Raw genomic sequence first — 19,741 nt, forward strand, 5'->3', positions numbered from 1 at the left:
TGCACAGGTAGAAATTAGAAACTATGAATTAAAAGGGGCTCTTACCCTACTAACCGTCGGCTATGCTGAGCGGACTAGGACAGGCAGCCAGTGGCAATTCATAGATTTTTAAGGCATAATTTTTAATTCAAAAATGATTCTTCTCGCCATCGAATCGAGCTGCGACGACACGGGCGCTGCCGTGTTTCGTGATGGGCAGCTACTCAGCAATGTAGTGGCTGGCCAAGCCGTGCACGAGCAGTACGGCGGCGTGGTGCCCGAACTGGCCTCGCGGGCGCACCAGCAGCACTTGCTGCCCGTGGTGACGGCCGCGCTACGCCGCGCCGGCATCGAAAAAACCGACCTAGACGCCATAGCCGTGACCCAGGGGCCTGGTCTGCTCGGCTCCTTATTAGTAGGCAACTTGTTTGCCAAGAGCCTCGCGCTGGCTTTAGGTAAGCCTCTGCTGGCCGTCAACCACATGCGGGCGCACATTTTGGCGCACTTTATTCGGGAGCCCAAGCCGGCTTTTCCGTTTTTGTGCCTCACCGTGAGTGGCGGCCACACGCAGCTAGTGGTGGTGCGCAGCGCCCTGGATATGGAAATCCTAGGTCAAACAATTGACGATGCCGCGGGTGAAGCATTCGACAAAACCGCCAAGCTACTAGGCTTGCCGTACCCCGGCGGCCCCCGCCTCGACAAGCTGGCCCAAACCGGCAACCCCCGGCGTTTTACTTTCCCCGAGGGGGCGCTCGAGGGCTACAATTTCTCGTTTAGTGGCCTCAAAACGTCGGTGCTGTATTTCTTGAAGAAAGAAACGGCCGCCAACCCTACGTTCATCGAAGAGAACCTTGCCGACCTCTGCGCCAGCATTCAGCATACCATTGTGCAAACGCTGCTCAAGCAATTGAAGAAGGCCGCCCAGGCCACCGGACTGCGCCAAGTGGCCCTGGCCGGTGGTGTAGCTGCCAACTCGGGCTTGCGCCAGGGGTTGCAGACACTGGCGCAAGCCGAAGGCTGGGACGTATTTATTCCCGACTTTGAATTTTGCACCGACAACGCGGCAATGGTAGGCCAAGCGGCTCTATTCCAGTACGAAGCCGGCGACTTTGCCAGCCAGCTCACCAGCCCCGACCCTAGGTTAAAACTGACGTAGCCAGGGCAGAAAAGCACCTAGGTGCCTACCAGCCTAGCCAGCTTGCGCCAGCAAGCGTATCCGTTGAATCCTAAAAATCCGTTAGAATCTGCGGTATGAAAGACAAGACTCCCGCCAATATCAACATCCGCAACCGCCGCGCCGGCCACGAATACACTTTCCTGGCCAAGTACGACGCGGGCATGATGCTGCAAGGCACCGAAATAAAAAGCATCCGCGCCGGTGAGGCCAACCTACAAGATGGCTACTGCACCTTCGACCACAAAGGCGACCTGTGGGTGCACAGCGTGCGCATAGCACCGTATACCCAAGGTACTTATAACAACCACGACGCCATGCGTGCCCGCAAGCTGCTGCTCACCAAGCGCGAGCTCAAGCAGCTGGCTGGCAAGATGGACGCTGGCCTCACCATCATTCCGCTGCGCTTGTTCGTGACCGACCGGGGATTTGCCAAGCTCGAAATTGCCCTAGCCCAGGGTAAAAAGCTATTCGACAAGCGCGAAGACCTCAAGGCCAAAGACCAGAAGCGCGAAATGGAGCGGTTTCGCTAGGTAGCTTCGGCAAAGTCAATTTGTTCATTTAGTACCTAAGAAATTGGATTACGGCATTTGTGCGCTCAGCGCCATTCCCGTTCGGGCCGAGGCCAGCGACAAGGCCGAGCTAGTTACCGAGTTGCTGTTTGGCGATTGCTACACCGTGCTGCTCACGCAGGGCAACTGGCTGCACATTGAAAGCGCCGCCGATAAGTACCAAGGCTGGATGGACTACAAGCAGCACCAGTCTGTGAGCCCGGCGTACTTTGAGGCATGGCAGGCGCAGGAGCACCCTAGGGCACTTGACTTGGTGCAGGTGGTGTCGGACGCTGCCACGCGCCAGCCTATTACCGTAGGGTGCCGCCTGCCCTTCTTCGATGGTATGACGCTGAAAGTGGGTGATAAGTGCCTATTCTACAATGGCACAGCTACCAACCCTACGCAGCCCGCAACGCCCGAGCGCCAGCTGGTCCTATTGCGCAAGCTCGGCCTGCTCTACTTGCGGGCGCCCTACGTGTGGGGCGGCAAAAGCGTGTTTGGCCTCGACTGCTCAGGCCTCACGCAGCAGCTCTTCGGGCTACTCGGCGTGCAGCTGCCCCGCGATGCCTACCAGCAGATTGCCCTAGGCCAGCCCGTCGATTTTGTGACGCAGGCCCGCCCCGGCGACCTCGCTTTCTTCGAAAACGCTGAAGGCCGTATTGTGCACGTAGGTATCGTGTTCGACGAGGGCCAAATCTTGCACGCGCACGGCGAAGTGCGCCTTGACCCCCTCGACCACCACGGCATATTCAACCGCGACCGGCAGAAATACAGCCACAAGCTGCGCCTGATAAAGCGCTTGCTTTCGCTTAGTTGTTAGCAGCTGGCCGTTAGCCCTCATTCTGCGGAGCTAACGACCAGCTGTTAATAAAACCTACCAGGTTATGGGCTGCTCGCCGTGCTGTTCCAGCCAGGCGTTGGCCTTGCTGAACGGCTTGGAGCCGAAAAAACCCCGGTCGGCAGAGTAGGGCGAGGGGTGGGCGGCCTTCAGCACGAGGTGCTTGCTGCCATCAATCAGTTCCTCCTTCTTTTGGGCGTAGGCACCCCACAGAATGAACACCACGTGCGGGCGGCCCGCCGACACCTGCCGGATTACCTCGTCGGTAAACTCCTCCCAGCCTTTCTTCTGGTGCGAGCCTGGTGTAGCGGCGCGTACCGTGAGCGTGGCATTGAGCAGCAGCACGCCCTGCTGTGCCCAGCGGTCGAGGTTGCCGTTGGCCGGCGCAGGCGTGCCGGGGATGTCGTCTTGCAGCTCCTTGAAGATATTTTGCAGCGAAGGCGGCGTGCGGATGCCTTCATTCACCGAGAAGGCAAGGCCGTGCGCCTGGTTTTTGCCGTGGTAGGGGTCCTGCCCCAGGATAACGACCTTCACCTCATCAAAGGGACAAGCATCGAAGGCGTGAAAAATCTGGGAGCCTAGGGGGTACACCGTAGTGGTGGCATATTCGCCGCGCACCCAGGCGGTTAGTTTCTGAAAATAAGGCTTTTCAAACTCTGCGGCGAGCACGGGCCGCCAGCTTTCGGCAATCTTGACCATATAAGGAAGGGGAGGAGAAGACAAAAAACAGAAAATAAAGCAGCACGCAAGCCGTTGGCAGCGTTAATTCGTATAAAACCAAAGCTTCCGGGCCGCTGTTGGCCTCGTCGCTTACCTTCGCATTACCGCCGCTTATGCCTACTACCACTACGCAGGGCGTAACTGTTACGGTTACGACCAACTATCTGCCCGATTATTCTAGTCCTTCGCAAGAGCACTATGTATTTGCTTATCGCATTGATATTCGCAACGATAGCGAATACACGGTGAAGTTGCTACGCCGCCACTGGTTTATCTCGGATGCCAACAGCACCGTGCGTGAGGTGGAGGGCGAAGGCGTGGTGGGCCGCCAGCCGGTGCTCGAGCCCGGCGAGTCGCATCAGTACATGAGCGGCTGCAACCTCAAGTCGGGCGTGGGCAAGATGCAGGGCACCTACCTCATGGAGCGCCTTGTCAACGGCGAACACTTCCAAGTCAATATCCCGGAGTTTACCCTGATGGTGCCCTACCGGATGAATTAAATTTTTAGTGCTAGGTGTGTAGCGCTCAGCGCCTGGCATTCTAATAGCCAAGCGCATAGCCCTAGGTGCCCCGCACTAAGCACTATGCACCAAGTACTAGCTTACCTGCGTTTCTGGCTGCGCTCGGGCAATGCCCACGGCCTGCATTCGCCGTTTATCTACGGCCTTTACACCACGGTTATTTGCCACAACGGCAAGTTCAAGGCGTTTGCCCCGATTGAAGCGCGGCGGCGCGAGCTCTTGCGCAGCACGCAGCGCATAGCTGTTACCGATTTTGGGGCCGGCTCGCAGGTGGCGGGGGCGGGCGGGCGCGAGCGGCGACTGCGCGACATAGCGCGCCACGCGGCCAAGCCGCCTAGGTTGGCGCAGTTGCTCTTTCGGCTAGTCAATCATTTTCAGCCGGCTACTATTCTGGAACTGGGCACGTCATTGGGCCTCACCACAGCCTACCTAGCCACCGCCGACTCCCGTAATCAAGTCATCACCTTCGAAGGCTGCCCCAACACGGCGGCAGTGGCCCGCGAAACTTTCGACAAGTTGCACTTAGGTAACGTGCAGCTCGTGACCGGCAACCTCGACCAAACGCTACCCGCCACACTCGCCGAGCTAGCCAAGCCCGTCGATTTTGTGTTCTTCGATGGCAACCACCGCTACGAGCCCACGCTCCGCTACTTCGAGCAGTGCCTGAGCAAGGCACACGAAAACAGCGTATTCGTGCTGGATGATATTCACTGGTCGGCCGAGATGGAGCAGGCCTGGGCCGCCATCAAGGCCCACCCGGCCGTGACCGTGACCGTGGACTTGTTCTACGTAGGGCTCGTGTTTTTTCGGAAGAAGCAACCTAAGCAGGATTTCTGGCTTCGGTTCTAATGCTCAGCCCTAGAAGCAGAAAGGCCACCTAGGGTTCTACTCCTAGGTGGCCTTTCTGCTTTTTCGTAAGCCGAAGTACGCTTCTTACTTATGCATTCAGCCCCTGTGGGTCGACGCCGCCGGTGGGCCGCAGCGCTTCGCGTATGCGGGTGAGGCGCTGCAAAAGGCCTTCGAGTTGGTCAAGGGGTAGCATGTTGGCGCCATCGGAGAGGGCCGTGGCGGGCGTGGGGTGCGTTTCGATGAACAAGCCATCGGCCCCAACGGCAATAGCTGCCTTGGCAATGGTTTCGATGAGAGCGGGCTGGCCGCCCGTCACGCCGCTGCTTTGGTTGGGCTGCTGCAGCGAGTGCGTCACGTCCATTACCACCGGCACGCCGAAGCTGCGCATGGTGGGTAGGTTGCGAAAATCAACTACCAGGTCGCTGTAGCCGAAGGAGTTGCCGCGGTCGGTGAGAATGACGTTGGGGTTGCCGGCGCCTTGCACCTTATCCATAGCCCAGCGCATGGCTTCGCCGTTCAGAAACTGGCCTTTCTTGATATTTACCACCTTGCCAGTTTTGGCGGCGGCTACTAATAATTCGGTCTGGCGGCAGAGGAAGGCCGGAATTTGCAGTACATCTACATACTCGGCGGCCAGTGCCGCCTCGTCCGATTCGTGGATATCAGTGACGGTGGGCACGCCAATCTCGCGGCCTACTTTCTGCAAGATGCGCAGCGCTGTTTCGTCGCCGATGCCCGTGAAGGAGTCGAGCCGCGAGCGGTTGGCCTTGCGGTACGAGCCCTTAAAAATGTACGGAATCTGGAGCTTGTCGGTGATGTGCTTTACACGTTCGGCTATGCGCAGCGCCATGTCTTCACCCTCAATGACGCAGGGGCCCGCCATCAAAAAGAACTGGCCAGAGTTGGTATTGCGGAAGTGCGGCAGGGTGTTGGCGAGGGAGGTAAGCATGGGCAAGTAATTAATTGCTAAAGAAATGGTGGCAGCGGTTTACAGCTTCTGGAGGCAAATAAACAGCTCGCGGCCGGCGCGGGCGGGCAGCGAGTTGTGAGCAGTTTCGAAATGAATAAACCGGAAATACGGCTCGAAGTATGCCGCGTACTCTTCGCGGCTGCCGCCGAAGGGTGGCTCGGTGGCCCCGGCAAACGGGGTGTCGAAAAGCAGCCCGACGAGCTTACCACCTGGCTTTAGCAGATGCGCGCACTGCTTGGCGTAGGCCGGCCGCAGGCTCGGGTGGAGGGCGCAGAAAAAGGTTTGCTCGATTATCAAGTCGAAGGTCTCAGCCTCACCTAGGGCGAAGAAATCGGCCTGCCAGAGGTGCTGGCGCGGGAAGTCGGGCACGCGGGCAGCCAGCTCGGCCAAGGGCTCAGGTGCTAGGTCGGCTACTACCACTTGCTGCAGCCCTAGGTGGTGCAAATACTCGGCTTCGTAGGCGCGGCCCGCGCCCGGAATAAGGATGCGCGGCTGTCGCTGCACGTCGAGCTGGTCGAAGTAAGCTTGCAGCGGCGGGGTAATGCGTCCGGCGTCCCAGCCGGCGCGGCCGGGGGCCGTGTAGCGGGCCTGCCAATAGGCGGCATCGAAGGCCGGAGGAACCGTTTGCATAGCGGCAAAGTATGACGAAGAGTAGGCGAAGTAGAAATAAACGCTATTTTTACCCGTTACAAAGGTAGCCGCCTTGCTTGGCGGCTGGCTCTTGCCCGCATCTCTTTCACTTTTTTGGCCCACCTCCCCGCATGGAACCTAAGAACGAACAACCCGAACCCCGCCAGAATAACAGCCGCGTCCTGCTATGGGTGGCGCTAGTCCTCGTGCTGCTCGGTATCAATGGCGTCCTGTTCTATCTGAATACCCAGAAGAAGACTGAAAACGAGCAGCTTACCACGCAAGTCCAGGCGAAAGATGCCAAGCTGGAAGCGCAGATAAAGGAGTTTGAAGACCTGAAAGCCAACTACGAGCGCCAAAGCCAAGACCTGCAGAAACTGGGCTTGAGCAACGACTCGTTGGTGGCCCGCATCGCGGGTATCAACGCCGACTTGCTGAAGCTGCGCTCGTTTAAGGCGGGCTCGTTTTCGCTGGCTCAGCAGAAGCAGTTTAAGCAGCGCGCGCTTAACCTAGAAAGCCAGCTGAAGAAAAAAGACGACGAAATTGCGGCGCTGAAAGCATCGAACGAAACGCTGTATACAGAAACGACGACGCTGAAAGAAAAGCAGAATAAGCTGACCGACACCATCAGCACGATTGCTAAGACCAACCGCGAGCTGAGCGACAAAGTCAACGTGGCCTCGCGCTTGCAGGCCGACAACATTCACGTGAGCATCCTGACTTCTAGAAACAAAGAGAAGGACGACGACAAGGAAGAATTCAAGGCCAAGCGCGTAGACCGTGTGAAAGTGACCTTTAGCCTGGCCCGCAACGACGTGTCGCCGAAGGAAACCAAGCAGATTTACATGCGCATTCTGGAGCCCGACGGCGCTGCCCTCTACAACCTGAGCACCGGCGGCGGCACCTTCACCGTAGATGGCCAGGAGGCCTTCTACACCCAGAAGCAAGATGTAGTGTTCGACAACACCAAGCAGCCCCTGCAGTTTGTGTATGCCAAGGGTGGCGACTACAAAATCGGCCAGCACACCGTGGAGCTGTACGAAGGCGGCGCCCTGATGGGCAAGACCACTTTCACGCTGAAGTAAAAGCAATTAATCGACACAAAAAAGCCCTGCTACTTAGTAGCAGGGCTTTTTTGTGTGCTGATATATGCCTTGCTGCTGCATTCCGCTGCTGGCTCAGGCGGCAATAAGGCAGAAGGCCTAGGTCCTTGAAAAGTAGCGGAGGTGCGCCAGGGGCGGGGCCCAGCTATTTGGCTGGTGTAGTTAGGCGGTGGGCAGTGGCTTCGAGGCGACGTACGGCTTCGCTTTTGTCGGCCTCCGAGCTTTGCTTCTGCAATACTTGCGCCGCGCCTTCCAGGAAAGCCAGCGCTTTGCCGCGCGTGTACACTAACTGCATGGGCTGGCTGGCACCTAGGCTAATGGCGAAGGTGTCATACTTAGTGTCTTTGCTAGCAGGCTTGTTAGTAGCGGCATAGCTTTCGGCGTAGCGCAGCAGCGGGGCAAACTCGGCCGCCGAGAGCAAGCACACACTCTGAAAGATGTAGCGGCCATCGAGGCCCTGAGCTGCATCGGGAGCGGGCTCTTGGGTGGTGAGGTACAGGTCCGGAATGGACCGGCCACTGGTGCCTAGGTGCGAGATTTTGATGAATGGCGCGCTAGGCGCCTGGGCCCAGCTGCTAAAAGCAGCCAAAAAAAACAGGCCGTAAAGGAACACGGATTTGAACATGGTATATTTGGCCTAGGCCGGCGTGAGCGCCGACCTAGGCCAAATATACCCGGCGTTAACGCGCTTGTTTTGCTAACCTCGCCTTTGCCTCGATGCGGGCGGGCGCTGTTTTGTAGCCCGCTTACTCAGCTAGCTTGGCCTGGGCTTGGTAGGTGATGGCGGCGCGGTCAGTGCCTTTAGTAATGGGGCCAAACGTGGTGCCTAGGTTATCAAAGGCATTGTCGAAGGAGCCACGCACAAGCAATAGCTGGTCATCCTTGTTCGCCTTAAGCAAGCGAGCCACCAGGTTGAGGGCTAGGTCTGAGGTAGCCGTAATGAGTGCCGCTGGCGGGGGCGCTATCGCCGCCGCGGCCAGCAGCGCAGCGCGGGCGGCGTGAAACTGCTCATCTTGGCGCACCTCGTCGAGCAGCGACCCGAGGGCGCGCAGGTCGCCGTCGAGCTCGGTAAGCAAAATGCAATAATCAAGGTACTGCGGAATGCGTGGCGCCTGGGTCCGGTAAATTGTGATGCCGCCTTCGCCTAGGGGCAAGTGCGACCACTTCTTCACCCCCTCAAACGTTTCGGAGCATAGCTGAGTGGGCTCGGCCGAGATACCATCGGTTACGATAGTAACGAGTTGCACCTCGGCCCGATTGAGCTCGCCATGGCGCTTGATGTGCACGTCTTGCAAGACCAGGCGCACAGCCTCTACCGTTTGGGGCAAGCTGCTGGCCGCAATGGTGCCGGCCAGTACCTCCCGGCGCAGCGCGGCGGAGGGCTCAAATACAACGTCAGCTTCTAATAGGGTCATGGTCCTAAGCAAAAAGATGAAACTGCTGGCAAGTACCTGCCGTTGGCGGGCCCAGTCGTTACCTGCGTACGTTATGAAGGTCGCTGAAGGATAACTAATGTGCCCCTAGGTTAGAGAAATGAGCTGATGTAAGCGTGGTAACAAGGTTAGGCCGGCGTGCGCGCCAACCTAGGCCAACTATTGCCGACTTTTACGGGCTCGTTTCGCTTAAAACTGCCCACTTTTGTCCCGTTTTAAATTTCTGCTGCTTGCGCTGCTCCTAAGCGCGCCCCTGTTGGCCACGGCCCAGCGCCGCCCCGCCGCCCGGCCCGCCAAGAAAATAGTGCGCCCGGCCGTCCCTAGGGTAGCTGGCAAGGTGCCTGGTTTCCTGAGCTACTTGCACTCGCCCTGGGTCGATAGCCTGATGCGCAGCCTCACACCACGGCAGCGGGTGGCGCAGCTGTTTATGGTAGCGGCGTATTCTAATAAGCCCGCTATCTACCAAGACTCTATCTCGACGCTAATCAAAGACTACGGCATCGGGGGGCTGATATACTTTCAGGGTGGGCCGGTGCGCCAAACGCGCCTGCTCAACCGCTTTCAGAGCCAGAGCCGGGTGCCGCTGCTGGTGGCTATGGATGGCGAGTGGGGCGCGGGCATGCGCCTCGACAGCGTGCTGCGCTTCCCGTACCAGATGAGCCTAGGGGCCGTGCCCGAGGCCGATTCGGCGCTCATCTACGACATGGGGCGCGAGGTGGCGCGGCAGTTTACGCGGCTGGGCATGCAAGTCAATTTTGCCCCGGTGGTCGATGTCAATAACAACCCCGCCAACCCAGTCATCGGCTTTCGCTCGTGGGGTGAAAGCCCGGCGGCCGTGGCGCGCCTTAGCCGCCTTTACATGCGCGGCATGCAAGATGCAGGCGTGCTGGCCGTTGCCAAACACTTTCCCGGCCACGGCGATGTCGATGCCGACTCGCACCTAGGCCTGCCCATCGTGCGCGTAGACCGCGGTCGGCTCGACTCGTTGGAGCTGCCGTCATTCAAAAGTGTGATTGCCAATGGCATTGGAGGTATGATGGTGGCCCACCTCAACGTGCCCGCGCTCGACAGCACGGGCGCGCCCACCACGCTATCGAAGCCCGTAGTGACGGGGCTGCTGCGCCAGAAGATGGGCTTCAAGGGCGTGGTATTCACCGATGCCATGAACATGAAGGGCGTTATCAGCAAGGTGCCGACGGGCGAGGCCGAGGTGCGCGCCATCTTGGCCGGCAACGATGTGCTGGAATTTAGCAAGAGCGTACCCGTGGCTCTGCAAGCCGTGCTGGCGGCCGTGGACAGCGGGCGCATTTCGCAGGCGCGCATCGACGAGAGCTGCCGCCGCGTGCTAGCCCTCAAGCAGTGGGCCGGCCTGCGTAAGTACCGCCCCACTGAGGAGAAAAATATTATTGCCGACCTCAATCCCGCGCACGCGCGCTACCTCAGCCACCGGCTCACCGAGCACAGCATCACGCTGCTGCGCAACCAGCGCAATATCTTGCCCTTGCAGCGGCTCGATACGTTGCGCGTGGCCACGCTAGTGCTGGGCGGTAGCCCCACCGACACTACCGATTTTCAGCGCGCCGTGGCCGACTACGACGCGCAAGTGGCGCACTTCCACCTGTCTGCTGCGCCAACTATGGACGAATTGATGGATGTGCGGGCCAAGCTTTTTACTTATGATGTGGTGCTCGTGGCATTACAAAGCCTAGGTCGCCTGCCGGCCACCAGCTTCGGCATTGCGCCCGAGGCCCAGCTGCTGTTGCGCGAGCTCACCAAGCCCGGTCAGCAAGTAATACTCAGCGTGTTTGGCTCGGCCTACGCCGTGGCCAAGGTGCGCGACTACGACCGCGCCAGCGCCGTGGTGCTGGCCTACCAGGAAAGTACCGACGCCCAGCAACTAGCGGCGCAACTCATCTTCGGGGGCATCGGCGCCCGCGGCAAGCTGCCCGTGACGGTAGCCAACAACCTGCCTGCAGGCTTTGGCCTCACCAGCAAGCCCGGCCTGCGCCTCGCCTACGCGCACCCCGAAGACGCAGGTATGAATAAGCGCCTCGAAGCACGCATTGATAGTGTAATGGCCCAGGCGCTCGCAGCTGGCGCCACGCCCGGCGGGCAGGTGGTTATTGCTCGGCGTGGGGTAGTGGTGCTCCGCAAAAGTTATGGCTATCAGGCCAGCACCGGCGCAGCCTTGCCAGCTACTGGCGTGCCGAGCGTTGCCGTGGCCTCGGCAGCGGGCAATTTTGGCAGCGAGCCAGGTAGTGCGCCAGTGGCCGGCCAGCCAGTAGCGTCCGCCGCGCCGCTCGCTTCGGCTCGCTTAGTGCGAGACACTGATGTGTATGACCTCGCGTCGCTGACCAAAGTGCTGGCGGCTACGCCCGCGCTGCTCAAGCTGCAAGAGCAGGGCAAGTTCAGCCCCGACAGTACCCTAGGGCAGTTTTTTCCCTTCCTGCGCAAGACTGACAAAGCCAGCCTGAAGATGCGCGACGTGTTGGTTCACCAAGCCGGCTTGCCTGCCTGGATTCCGTTCTGGAAGGCCCTGGCTACGGATGATGGCACGTTACGGCGCCGCTGGTTCCGGCCCGACTCGTCGGCGCGGTTTCCACTGCCGGTGGCGCGTGGGCTGTGGGGCCGCAAGGATTTGCCGGCCTTCATCTACGAGCAGATTGGGGCCGCGCCGCTCAAGGCCACGCAGGGCTATGTTTACTCTGACCTCTCCTTTTATCTGTACCCCGACCTGGTGCGGCGGCGCACGGGCCAGCCATTTGCGGAGTTTTTGGCCAAGCAGGTGTACCGGCCGCTGGGCTCGGGCCTGCACTTTCAGCCGCTACACCACGTGGCCGAAAGCCGCATTGCGCCCACCGAGTACGATTCGCTATTTCGGCGGCAGTTGCTGCGCGGCTACGTCGATGACGAAGGCGCCGCACTCCTAGGTGGCATTTCGGGCCACGCGGGCCTGTTTGGCTCGGCCAATGACGTGGTCCAGCTGGCGCAAGCCTACGCCTGGGGCGGGCGCTACGGCGGCCAGCAGGTATTCAAAAAAGAGATACTGGCCGACTACACGCGCCAGCAATCGGCCGCCAACCGGCGGGGGCTGGCTTTTGACCGGCCCAGCAGCCCCGCCACGGGCAATACGGCGCCCGGTGCTTCGGCCAGCAGCTTTGGGCACTCGGGCTTCACGGGTACCTACTTCTGGGTTGACCCCGAGAAGGAGCTGGTAGTAGTGGTACTTACGAACCGCCTTAACCCCTCGCGGCGCAACAACAAGCTGAGCGAGCTCAATGTGCGGACCCAGATTCAGCAGGTAGCCATTGAGGCGATAAGGTGAGCCGAGTAGGGGAGCGAGGCTGCGGCAAAGATTTTAGTCCTAGGTGCGCTTTAAGCGCGACCTAGGCTGCTATCTTCCGCTTACCAACCTCATTCCCACCCATGCTAGGATTAATGATGCCGACGCCCCTGCGCATCGCAGGGCTTCTCGAGCACGCCGCCAAGTGGCACGCCGATACCGAAATCGTGTCGCGCCTGCCCGAGGGCGGCCTGCACCGCTACACCTACGCCGCCGCCCACCAGCGCGCCCGGCAGCTGGCCAACGCCCTGCACCGCCTGGGCATCCAAATGGGCGACCGTATCGGCACACTAGCTTGGAACACGCACCGGCATTTCGAACTGTACTACGGCATTTCGGGGCTGGGCGCGGTGTGCCACACCATCAATCCGCGCTTGTTCATCGAGCAGCTCATTTACATCATCAACCACGCCGAGGACCGGCTGCTCTTCTTCGACCTCACGTTTTTGCCTTTGGTCGAGAAGCTGGCGCCGCATTGCCCTAAGGTCGAAAAATGGATACTGATGGCCGGGTCCGAGCACCTGCCCGGCGAGTCGGCGCTGCCCGGCCTAGGTAGCTACGAGGCCCTGCTGGCCGCCGAAGCCGCCGACTACGAGTGGCCGACATTTGACGAGAACACGGCCTCGTCGCTGTGCTACACCTCGGGCACTACCGACGAGCCCAAGGGCGTGCTCTACTCGCACCGCTCTACGCTGCTGCACAGCTACGCCGCCTCGCTACCCGACTGCTTCAACTGCGGCGCCCGCGACGTGATTCTGCCCGTCGTGCCCATGTTCCACGTCAATGCCTGGGGCATCCCGTACCTGGCGCCGCTCAATGGCTGCAAGCTCGTGCTGCCCGGCCCCGCGCTGGACGCAGCTAGCCTATATGAGCTATTTGAGAGCGAGCGAGTTACTTTCTCGGCCGGTGTGCCTACTATCTGGTTTGGGCTGCTACAGTTTATGCGCCAAGGCTCGCGCCAGTTCAGCACGCTGCGCAAGATGATAGTGGGCGGCGCCTCGTGCCCGCCGGCCTTGCTGCAAGCGTTTGATGAAGAGCTAGGTATCGAAATTCGGCACGCCTGGGGCATGAGCGAAACGTCGCCCCTAGGTACCGTGAGCACGCTCAAAGGCAAGCACTTCGACTTGCCTGCTGAGGCGCAGTTCTTCTTGAAAATCAAGCAGGGCCGCGTCATCTTCGGCGTCGATATGGAGATAGTGGATGAAACCGGCCAGCCGCTGCCGCACGATGGCGTGGCCTTCGGCGACCTGTTGGTGCGCGGGCCGTTTATCGCCAGCGACTATTTCGGCACTGCCCAGCCAGGCCAACTCACGGCCAGCGGCTGGTTCAAGACCGGCGACGCGGCTACCATCGACCCCGATGGCTTCATGAACATCACCGACCGCTCGAAGGACGTAATAAAATCGGGCGGCGAATGGATTTCAAGCATCGACCTCGAAAACCTGGCCATTGCGCATCCCGCCGTGGCTGAGGCCGCCGTTATTGGCGTGCCCCACCCTAAATGGAGCGAGCGCCCGCTGCTGGTAGTAGTGCGCAAGCCCGACCATGATGTATCGGCCGCCGAGCTACTAGCCTTTCTCGATGGCAAAATCGCGCCCTGGTGGAAGCCCGACGCCGTGGAATTTGTGGCGCAGCTGCCCCACACGGCCACCGGCAAACTACTCAAAACCCAGCTGCGCAAGGACTTTGCAGGGTATGAGCTGAAGACCTAGGGCGGTAGTTCTAAAGTCCTTTGCGGAAGCCCTTCTATAGCCTCTGGCAGCAGCGCCAGGGGCTTTTTTGCGCTCTGATGGTGATAGGTAGAACGTCAGGATTTGGTAAAAATTAATATTCGATTTTTATCCACTATCAATATACTTGCCTTTATCAAGCGCTCACCTTTTCCTGTCTTCCATTTATGAAACAACTACTTCTCGGCTTAACACTATTATGCTTGGGGGCCTGCAAAAAAGATGACCCCAACGTACTACCCGCCGCCACGCAAGAAGGGCGCAATACGGCCGGCTTTCTGCTCGATGGCCAGCCCTGGCTGCCGAAAAATAGTCCTTCAAGCTCCCTGCCTTATCCAGTGAATGCCTATTTCGGCCATATGTATAAGGTCAATTACTTATCGATTGGAATTTCTCGCTACCAAGATGGCAATAATAGACAGGCGTTCGGTTTATATTTTAGCAACATCCGAAAGCCTGGCACATATCTGCTTGAGGAAGATTTTAACCGTAGCGTGATATCAGGCCCTCGTCCTGCATATGGAGCATACACAATATACTCTCCAAGCCCTAAAACCTCTTTTTATACGGGACCGACTGCTCGCGGGCAAGTCATTATCACGCGCTTCGATACTGTGGCGCGCGTGGTAGCAGGCACGTTTGAGGCGCGGGTACAGGAGGACGGGGGCACGATTACGCACGACATCACGCAGGGGCGGTTCGACATCAAGTTCTAAGTTTTCACCCTTTTCCTTTTTTCATTTATGAAGCAATTCTACTTTCTGCTGGCGGCTATGCTGTTGAGCTTGCAATCATTGGTACGATGCCAACTGCCGAAGTATATAAACTAAAAGGTCCTGCCAGCATGATGCCAGCAGGACCTTTTAGTTTGCAACTAGCTAACTTGGCTTACTGCCCGCCGCCCTGCAAATAGGGACCTAGGACGTCGTAGGCTTTCTTGGCGCGGGCCTGGTCGCCGACCTGGGCCGCGGCCTGGTACACGCTCTGGAGCGTGAGCAAGTAGCCGCGCTGGGCATCGTCGAACATAGCACCGTCGTGGGTCTGGTAGTAGCTCAGTATCTGGATGCTACGTTCGGTGAGCTTGTCCAGAATAGCATTGGCTTGGTCTTTCTCGCCCACGGCGTAGAGTACGGGCACCAGCTGCGGCGTGTAGTAGTCGAATGGCACGGCTGCGTCGGGCATCACGGCCAGGCACTTGTCGGCTACTTCTTTGGCTTTGGCTTTGTCGCCGGCTTGGAGGTAGGCGTTGGCCAGGCGGGCAAACTTATCGCGGTAGTTGGCCGGGAAGCGCAGGTTGTTCTCGTCGTAGAAGACGTTAGCGTTATTGAGGCCGCGGTAGCTGAAGGTTTTCATCAGCTCTTCGTAGCAAATCGGCTTCTCCACATAGCCCTCGTCGCCGCGCGGGTTGTAGTTCGGGTCCTTCAGCGGCAGCAGGCGGTAGGCCATGCCTTCGAGCTGGAAGTAGGGCTGCAAGTTCATGTAGTCCGACGGAGCTACCGTAGAGCTGAAGTAGATGGGCCGCTTCCAGTTGTTGGTGGCAATCATGTCCAGAATCACCAGGTTCTTCTTCTCGATGGCGCGCTTGCCCATGCTCCAGTCGAGGCGACCCACGAGTTGGTTCTGACGGTCTTTCGGGATGATACCTAGGGACTTCACTGCCGTCGTATCGACGGTCATGTAGAACTGGCTGGTCGGGAACGTCGTGACTTGCTGGCCTTCGCCGTAGCTCTGGCGCAGCAGCGGGCTATTCTGGCTCACCAAGCCGATGAATTCCTTTAGGTTCAGCTCTTTTACCGCCTCGTTGGGGTTGTAGTACAGAATATCATTGTTGCCCTGCGCGTAGCTGGCGTCGCCCATCGAGATGGGCAGCGGCTCCGACTTATAAGAGGGGCGCTTCATCTGCTGAATGTACCAGTCAGTGTTCAGGTACGAAAGCACGGCCACGCGCACATCGGTACGCACGCCTTCTACTTCCTGAGCGTACCAGAGAGGGAAGGTGTCGTTGTCGCCGTTGGTAAACAGGATGGCATTCGGCGCGCAGCTGTTAAGCAGGTTCTTAGCCGAGTCTACCGAGTTGTAGCGGCCCGAGCGGTCGTGGTCGTCCCAACCCTGGGCGGCCAGGATGCCCGGCGCAATAACACCCAGCAGCACCGCAATGCCAGCGCGTACGCCATCGGCCTTCACCGCCGAGCGCAGCAGCTCAGCAATGCCCAGCACCCCGAGGCCAATCCAGATGGCAAACGCAAACGTGGCACCCGTGAAGGTGTAGTCACGCTCGCGCGGCTCCAGCGGCGGCTGGTTGAGATAGACAATAATCGCCAAGCCCGTGAACAAGAACAGCAAGCCCACAATCAAGGCGTCGTGCCCGCGGCGATATACTTGGAAGAACAAGCCAATCAGCCCTAGGATGAGCGGAATAGCGAAGAAGTTGTTGTGCGCAAAGCTCTGGCCGATGCGCGGCGGCAAGCTATTGGCGCTAGCGCTAAACGGCGTTACTACACCCGCCTGCTGAATATCGGACTCGCGCCCGATGTAGTTCCAGCCGAAGTAGCGCCAGAACATGTGGCCCATCTGATACTTGAACAGGAAGCCTAGGTTCTGACCCATCGTGGGCTTCACGCCCTCCTGCAAGTCGGGTATCCACTTCTTATACTCTTGAATGTGAGCCGGCTCATAGCTATAGATGCGTGGCAGCAGCATCTTGTCGGCGTCGGCGTAGCCAGGCTCTTGGGCGCGGGGCAGTACCTCTTCGTAGTGGCCATCCTTGCGCTGGTAGCGCGGGGCGCCTTCCTCATAGTGGTCGGGCTGGGCATTGAACTGAGGGCCGTAGAGCAATGGGCGCGAGCCATACTGCTCCCGCTTGAGGTAGCTCACGAACGACAGCACGTCGTTAGGATTGTTCTCGTTGATAGTGGGCAGGAAAGACGCTCGGATGGGTACTACTAGATAGGTTGAGTAGCCAATCAGGATAAACACGAAGCACAGCATGGCCGTGTTCAGTAGCTGGCTACGCAGGCGATAAGACAGCTTGAAGCCCGTGTAGATGAGCCCCAGAAACAGCACCAGGAAGATAATCAGACCCGAGTTGAAGGGCAGCCCAAGGTTATTGATAAAGAATACCTCAAACCCGCCCGCCAGTGTGGGCAGACCCGGAATGATGCCCACCAGCACCGAGCCCACAATAACCAAGCTCACTACCAGCGTGATAATGCCACCTAGGGTAGTGGGGTTGGCCGTGCGGCGGTAGTAGTACATGAAGGCCAGCGCCGGCAGGGCCAGCAGGTTCAGCAAGTGAACACCGATGCTGAGGCCGATAACGTAGGCAATGAGGATGAGCCACTTGTCCGAGTCGGCCTCGTCGGCGTACTCTTCCCACTTCAGCATTATCCAGACCACGGCCGCCGTGCACAGCGCTGACATGGCGTACACTTCGCCCTCCACGGCGTTGAACCAGAACGAGTCGGAAAACGCGAAGCTGAGCGCGCCCACCACGCCGGCCCCTAGGATGAGCAGCGTTTGGCCGCTAGTAGGCTCGGGCGTTTCTACCTCAAATTCTTTGCGAGCCAGCAGCAGCTTGCGCCCGAGGCGGGTAATAATCCAGAACAGAAACAGCACCGTGAACGCGCTACTCAGGCCCGATAGCGCGTTGATGAGCACTGCCACCTTTGTCACGTCGCCGAAGCTCAGCAACGACATCAGGCGGCCCAGCAGCAAAAAGGTAGGGGCCCCGGGGGGGTGCGGCACCAGCAGCTTATAAGAGCAGGCAATGAACTCGCCGCAGTCCCAAAACGAAGCCGTTGGCTCCAGGGTGAGGAGGTAGGTGACGGCCGCAATGGCGAAAACCAGCCAGCCAACCAGGTTATTCAGTTTTTGAAAAGAACGCATACAACGCAAAGGCGGCCGAAGCCGGAGTGGGCGACCCTAGGGGCAGAAAGCCAGAAAAGCAACGAAATAACTAACTGCCCGCTAGGCTACAGTCCCCCAAAAGTAGGCATGAAGCTCCGAGGGGTTGCGTACTGCGCCCCGGGTAAGCACAAAAAAGCAGTTCTCGGGCGAGAACTGCTTTTGGTTAAAAATAAGTTGCCGGGCGATGCGCGGGTTAGTCGGCCTGCAAGGTCAGGCGCTTCGTGCTCACTATTTTATCGTTTACCAGCAGCGAGTAGAAGTACAAGCCAGCGGGCAAGCCGGTGAGGTCCACGGCCAGTGCTTCCGATGCCTGCTCGGGCCGGAACGCCAGCAGGCGCACTTCGCGTCCTAGCACATTGGCAAGGCGAAACTTGTAACCCTGGCCCGTGAGGCCAACTGCCTGTACCGTGAGCTGCCCCCGGGTAGGGTTCGGGAATACAGTGAGCGTGGGCATGGTGGGCGTAGCCGTCTGGGTGGCGCGGTAGCTGGTTAGCTTGGGCTGGCTGGCCGTGTGGGGCGCCGCCCAGCTGGTGGCGCCAGTCAGGAGGGTGAGGAATACTAAAATCGTAGTAGAGAAGCGCATAGTCGAAGAAGGCGGGTGGGAGCGGGATAGTTCAGCCTCGTTGCTGACTACCTGCCACAAAAGTAGCTATGACAAGCACCGTGCCGCACTACCACTCGACCAATAGGCGGAGCCGCTCGACCTAGGCCGATTTGCACTGTGCGGGCGCCACGCCTTTCGCCTAGGTGGCCTCACCTAGGTATCGAATCTGCTGCACGCCAAAGCGGCGGACCTCGCCCGCTAGGCGCACGGCGAGGTGGCCGTCGTCTTCCACACCCACAATCTCGCCCGTTGCAGGTTGGCCATCTACCAAAAACCGGTAGGGCTGCTGATAGCGGTATAGCGCCGCCAGATAGTCGCGCCGCAGCTGGCTGATGCGCCCGGCCCGCAGCTGCAGGTAGCGGGCCTCCAGGCACTCTAGCAAGCGAGCGGCCACCTGCCCTAGGTCGTACTGCCGGCCCGTGAGCAGGCTAAGCGAGGTGGCCGTGGGCACGGCAAAGGCCTGCTGATTTACATTCAGGCCGATTCCAACTATGCTATACTGAATTTTTGAGCCACTCAAGGTGTTCTCAATCAGGATGCCACCTAGCTTCTGATTGCCAGCGTATAAGTCGTTGGGCCACTTCACGCGCAGGCTGCTTTCGCCACTGGCCCCTAGCCAGCGGCGGGCCCAGTCGAGCGCCGCCAGGGCTACAGCTTGGCTAAGCAAGAACTGCTCGGTGGCGGCCAAGAAAGTAGGTTGCCACACTACCGAAAGCGTAATGTTTTCGTTGGCGGCGGCTTCCCACTGGTTGCCGCGTTGACCACGGCCAGCGGTTTGGTGACCGGTAATGACGGTGCAGCCTTCACTGGCCCGGTTTTCGCGCTGTAACTGTTGCGCCACCGAGTTAGTTGAAGGGCAGGCCGGCAACCAAACAAGCTGCTGGCCCGTGAATAAGGTGTCGGGGCTGATGACCAACGGAGTTAGCAGTCGTACTTTAGCAAGATAAACAATTAGATTTCTCTATGAAGAGCACGTTAGTCCGGCAGGATTCGGACACATTGGCAGAAGTAGTCGTTCGCGGCATGCAAGAAAGAAAGGGCACTGACATTGTGGTGCTCAATCTAAAAGAATTGAAAAATGCGGTGGCCGACTATTTTGTCATCTGCTCAGCAAATTCGGATACCCAACTCGACGCCGTGGCACGCTCGGTAGAAGAGGAGGTAGAAAAGCTTACCGGCCAGAGCCCTTGGCAGACTGAGGGCCGCACCAATCGCGAGTGGGTATTGTTGGATTACGTAGATGTAGTCGTCCACGTTTTCCTACGCGACCGGCGTCAGTTCTACGCGCTCGAAGAGCTGTGGGGTGATGCGGAGTTCACGTATATCGAAGAGCCTGCTGAGGCCACCCGTTAAAGTATTCGGGGAGCGTTGGCGTTAGTGAAGGTGG

General features: G+C 59.0%; 18 protein-coding genes. 10 read left to right on the plus strand and 8 right to left on the minus strand.

Annotated features, from left to right (window positions below):
• Positions 1 to 133 precede the first annotated feature (133 nt).
• The 3 genes from tsaD to JAO77_RS09160 all read left to right on the plus strand — a co-directional run bounded on the left by tsaD (position 134) and on the right by JAO77_RS09160 (position 2,527).
• The gene (tsaD, locus tag JAO77_RS09150) at positions 134 to 1,135 is read left to right on the plus strand and encodes a tRNA (adenosine(37)-N6)-threonylcarbamoyltransferase complex transferase subunit TsaD (protein WP_198990015.1); all 1,002 of its coding nucleotides are present in this window, start codon (positions 134 to 136) and stop codon (positions 1,133 to 1,135) included.
• 95 nt (positions 1,136 to 1,230) lie between these two features.
• A complete protein-coding gene (smpB, locus tag JAO77_RS09155) occupies positions 1,231 to 1,686 on the plus strand; it encodes an SsrA-binding protein SmpB (protein ID WP_198990016.1) in 456 nt (151 codons plus the stop codon).
• 43 nt (positions 1,687 to 1,729) lie between these two features.
• Positions 1,730 to 2,527, plus strand: a complete 798-nt coding sequence (locus JAO77_RS09160; RefSeq protein WP_213019356.1) for a C40 family peptidase — start codon at positions 1,730 to 1,732, stop codon at positions 2,525 to 2,527.
• A gap of 54 nt (positions 2,528 to 2,581) precedes the next feature.
• Here JAO77_RS09160 and JAO77_RS09165 read toward each other — a convergent pair whose 3' ends face one another.
• Positions 2,582 to 3,244 (minus strand): uracil-DNA glycosylase, encoded by a 663-nt coding sequence (locus tag JAO77_RS09165; protein ID WP_198990389.1) that lies wholly within the window; start codon positions 3,242 to 3,244, stop codon positions 2,582 to 2,584.
• Positions 3,245 to 3,378: 134 nt separating this feature from the next.
• Between JAO77_RS09165 and apaG the strand changes: the two genes are divergently transcribed.
• Both apaG and JAO77_RS09175 read left to right on the plus strand, forming a co-directional pair.
• Positions 3,379 to 3,765, plus strand: coding sequence for a Co2+/Mg2+ efflux facilitator ApaG/CorD (apaG, locus tag JAO77_RS09170; protein ID WP_144851728.1), 387 nt, complete (start codon positions 3,379 to 3,381; stop codon positions 3,763 to 3,765).
• Between the two features lie 84 nt (positions 3,766 to 3,849).
• Positions 3,850 to 4,635 (plus strand): O-methyltransferase, encoded by a 786-nt coding sequence (locus JAO77_RS09175; protein ID WP_198990017.1) that lies wholly within the window; start codon positions 3,850 to 3,852, stop codon positions 4,633 to 4,635.
• An 88-nt stretch (positions 4,636 to 4,723) separates the two neighbouring features.
• On the opposite strand, the gene kdsA is transcribed toward JAO77_RS09175, so the two are convergent.
• Positions 4,724 to 5,584: a 3-deoxy-8-phosphooctulonate synthase gene (gene kdsA, locus JAO77_RS09180; protein WP_144851731.1), complete on the minus strand. Its 861-nt coding sequence runs from the start codon at positions 5,582 to 5,584 to the stop codon at positions 4,724 to 4,726.
• A 39-nt stretch (positions 5,585 to 5,623) separates the two neighbouring features.
• Entirely contained in the window at positions 5,624 to 6,235 is a 612-nt protein-coding gene (locus tag JAO77_RS09185; RefSeq protein ID WP_198990018.1) for a methyltransferase domain-containing protein, read from the minus strand.
• 131 nt (positions 6,236 to 6,366) lie between these two features.
• On the opposite strand from JAO77_RS09185, the gene JAO77_RS09190 reads away from it, so the two are divergent.
• Positions 6,367 to 7,320, plus strand: a complete 954-nt coding sequence (locus JAO77_RS09190) for a DUF8428 domain-containing protein (RefSeq protein WP_198990019.1) — start codon at positions 6,367 to 6,369, stop codon at positions 7,318 to 7,320.
• A 163-nt stretch (positions 7,321 to 7,483) separates the two neighbouring features.
• Here JAO77_RS09190 and JAO77_RS09195 read toward each other — a convergent pair whose 3' ends face one another.
• Both JAO77_RS09195 and JAO77_RS09200 read right to left on the minus strand, forming a co-directional pair.
• On the minus strand, positions 7,484 to 7,963 hold the full coding sequence (locus JAO77_RS09195; RefSeq protein WP_198990020.1) for a hypothetical protein: 480 nt from the start codon (positions 7,961 to 7,963) through the stop codon (positions 7,484 to 7,486).
• Positions 7,964 to 8,084: 121 nt separating this feature from the next.
• Positions 8,085 to 8,753 carry a hypothetical protein gene (locus tag JAO77_RS09200; protein ID WP_198990021.1) on the minus strand — a complete coding sequence of 223 codons (669 nt, stop codon included), beginning with the start codon at positions 8,751 to 8,753 and terminating at the stop codon, positions 8,085 to 8,087.
• Between the two features lie 223 nt (positions 8,754 to 8,976).
• On the opposite strand from JAO77_RS09200, the gene JAO77_RS09205 reads away from it, so the two are divergent.
• The 3 genes from JAO77_RS09205 to JAO77_RS09215 all read left to right on the plus strand — a co-directional run bounded on the left by JAO77_RS09205 (position 8,977) and on the right by JAO77_RS09215 (position 14,560).
• Positions 8,977 to 12,096, plus strand: coding sequence for a serine hydrolase domain-containing protein (locus JAO77_RS09205; protein ID WP_198990022.1), 3,120 nt, complete (start codon positions 8,977 to 8,979; stop codon positions 12,094 to 12,096).
• 101 nt (positions 12,097 to 12,197) lie between these two features.
• Positions 12,198 to 13,826 carry a 3-(methylthio)propionyl-CoA ligase gene (locus tag JAO77_RS09210; RefSeq protein WP_198990023.1) on the plus strand — a complete coding sequence of 543 codons (1,629 nt, stop codon included), beginning with the start codon at positions 12,198 to 12,200 and terminating at the stop codon, positions 13,824 to 13,826.
• Positions 13,827 to 14,011: 185 nt separating this feature from the next.
• The gene (locus JAO77_RS09215) at positions 14,012 to 14,560 is read left to right on the plus strand and encodes a Riean_0653 family protein (RefSeq protein WP_198990024.1); all 549 of its coding nucleotides are present in this window, start codon (positions 14,012 to 14,014) and stop codon (positions 14,558 to 14,560) included.
• 172 nt (positions 14,561 to 14,732) lie between these two features.
• On the opposite strand, the gene JAO77_RS09220 is transcribed toward JAO77_RS09215, so the two are convergent.
• The 3 genes from JAO77_RS09220 to JAO77_RS09230 all read right to left on the minus strand — a co-directional run bounded on the left by JAO77_RS09220 (position 14,733) and on the right by JAO77_RS09230 (position 19,270).
• On the minus strand, positions 14,733 to 17,729 hold the full coding sequence (locus JAO77_RS09220) for a glycosyltransferase family 117 protein (protein ID WP_198990025.1): 2,997 nt from the start codon (positions 17,727 to 17,729) through the stop codon (positions 14,733 to 14,735).
• Positions 17,730 to 17,943: 214 nt separating this feature from the next.
• A complete protein-coding gene (locus JAO77_RS09225) occupies positions 17,944 to 18,333 on the minus strand; it encodes a T9SS type A sorting domain-containing protein (RefSeq protein WP_198990026.1) in 390 nt (129 codons plus the stop codon).
• Positions 18,334 to 18,493: 160 nt separating this feature from the next.
• Positions 18,494 to 19,270, minus strand: coding sequence for a biotin--[acetyl-CoA-carboxylase] ligase (locus JAO77_RS09230; protein WP_213019357.1), 777 nt, complete (start codon positions 19,268 to 19,270; stop codon positions 18,494 to 18,496).
• Between the two features lie 47 nt (positions 19,271 to 19,317).
• Here JAO77_RS09230 and rsfS point away from each other — a divergent pair, with 47 nt between their 5' ends.
• The gene (gene rsfS / locus JAO77_RS09235; RefSeq protein ID WP_198990027.1) at positions 19,318 to 19,707 is read left to right on the plus strand and encodes a ribosome silencing factor; all 390 of its coding nucleotides are present in this window, start codon (positions 19,318 to 19,320) and stop codon (positions 19,705 to 19,707) included.
• The last annotated feature ends 34 nt before the right edge of the window (positions 19,708 to 19,741 follow it).

Source organism: Hymenobacter sp. BT559 (assembly GCF_016427535.1).
Taxonomy (GTDB): domain Bacteria; phylum Bacteroidota; class Bacteroidia; order Cytophagales; family Hymenobacteraceae; genus Hymenobacter.

Coding starts and splice junctions, on each gene's coding strand:
- JAO77_RS09195 (WP_198990020.1), bottom strand. CDS start 7,963: ATGTTCAAATCCGTGTTCCTTTACGGCCTGTTTTTTTTGGCTGCTTTT.
- JAO77_RS09215 (WP_198990024.1), top strand. CDS start 14,012: ATGAAACAACTACTTCTCGGCTTAACACTATTATGCTTGGGGGCCTGC.
- JAO77_RS09190 (WP_198990019.1), top strand. CDS start 6,367: ATGGAACCTAAGAACGAACAACCCGAACCCCGCCAGAATAACAGCCGC.
- JAO77_RS09200 (WP_198990021.1), bottom strand. CDS start 8,753: ATGACCCTATTAGAAGCTGACGTTGTATTTGAGCCCTCCGCCGCGCTG.
- rsfS (WP_198990027.1), top strand. CDS start 19,318: ATGAAGAGCACGTTAGTCCGGCAGGATTCGGACACATTGGCAGAAGTA.
- apaG (WP_144851728.1), top strand. CDS start 3,379: ATGCCTACTACCACTACGCAGGGCGTAACTGTTACGGTTACGACCAAC.
- kdsA (WP_144851731.1), bottom strand. CDS start 5,584: ATGCTTACCTCCCTCGCCAACACCCTGCCGCACTTCCGCAATACCAAC.
- smpB (WP_198990016.1), top strand. CDS start 1,231: ATGAAAGACAAGACTCCCGCCAATATCAACATCCGCAACCGCCGCGCC.
- tsaD (WP_198990015.1), top strand. CDS start 134: ATGATTCTTCTCGCCATCGAATCGAGCTGCGACGACACGGGCGCTGCC.
- JAO77_RS09175 (WP_198990017.1), top strand. CDS start 3,850: ATGCACCAAGTACTAGCTTACCTGCGTTTCTGGCTGCGCTCGGGCAAT.
- JAO77_RS09220 (WP_198990025.1), bottom strand. CDS start 17,729: ATGCGTTCTTTTCAAAAACTGAATAACCTGGTTGGCTGGCTGGTTTTC.
- JAO77_RS09185 (WP_198990018.1), bottom strand. CDS start 6,235: ATGCAAACGGTTCCTCCGGCCTTCGATGCCGCCTATTGGCAGGCCCGC.
- JAO77_RS09225 (WP_198990026.1), bottom strand. CDS start 18,333: ATGCGCTTCTCTACTACGATTTTAGTATTCCTCACCCTCCTGACTGGC.
- JAO77_RS09210 (WP_198990023.1), top strand. CDS start 12,198: ATGCTAGGATTAATGATGCCGACGCCCCTGCGCATCGCAGGGCTTCTC.
- JAO77_RS09165 (WP_198990389.1), bottom strand. CDS start 3,244: ATGGTCAAGATTGCCGAAAGCTGGCGGCCCGTGCTCGCCGCAGAGTTT.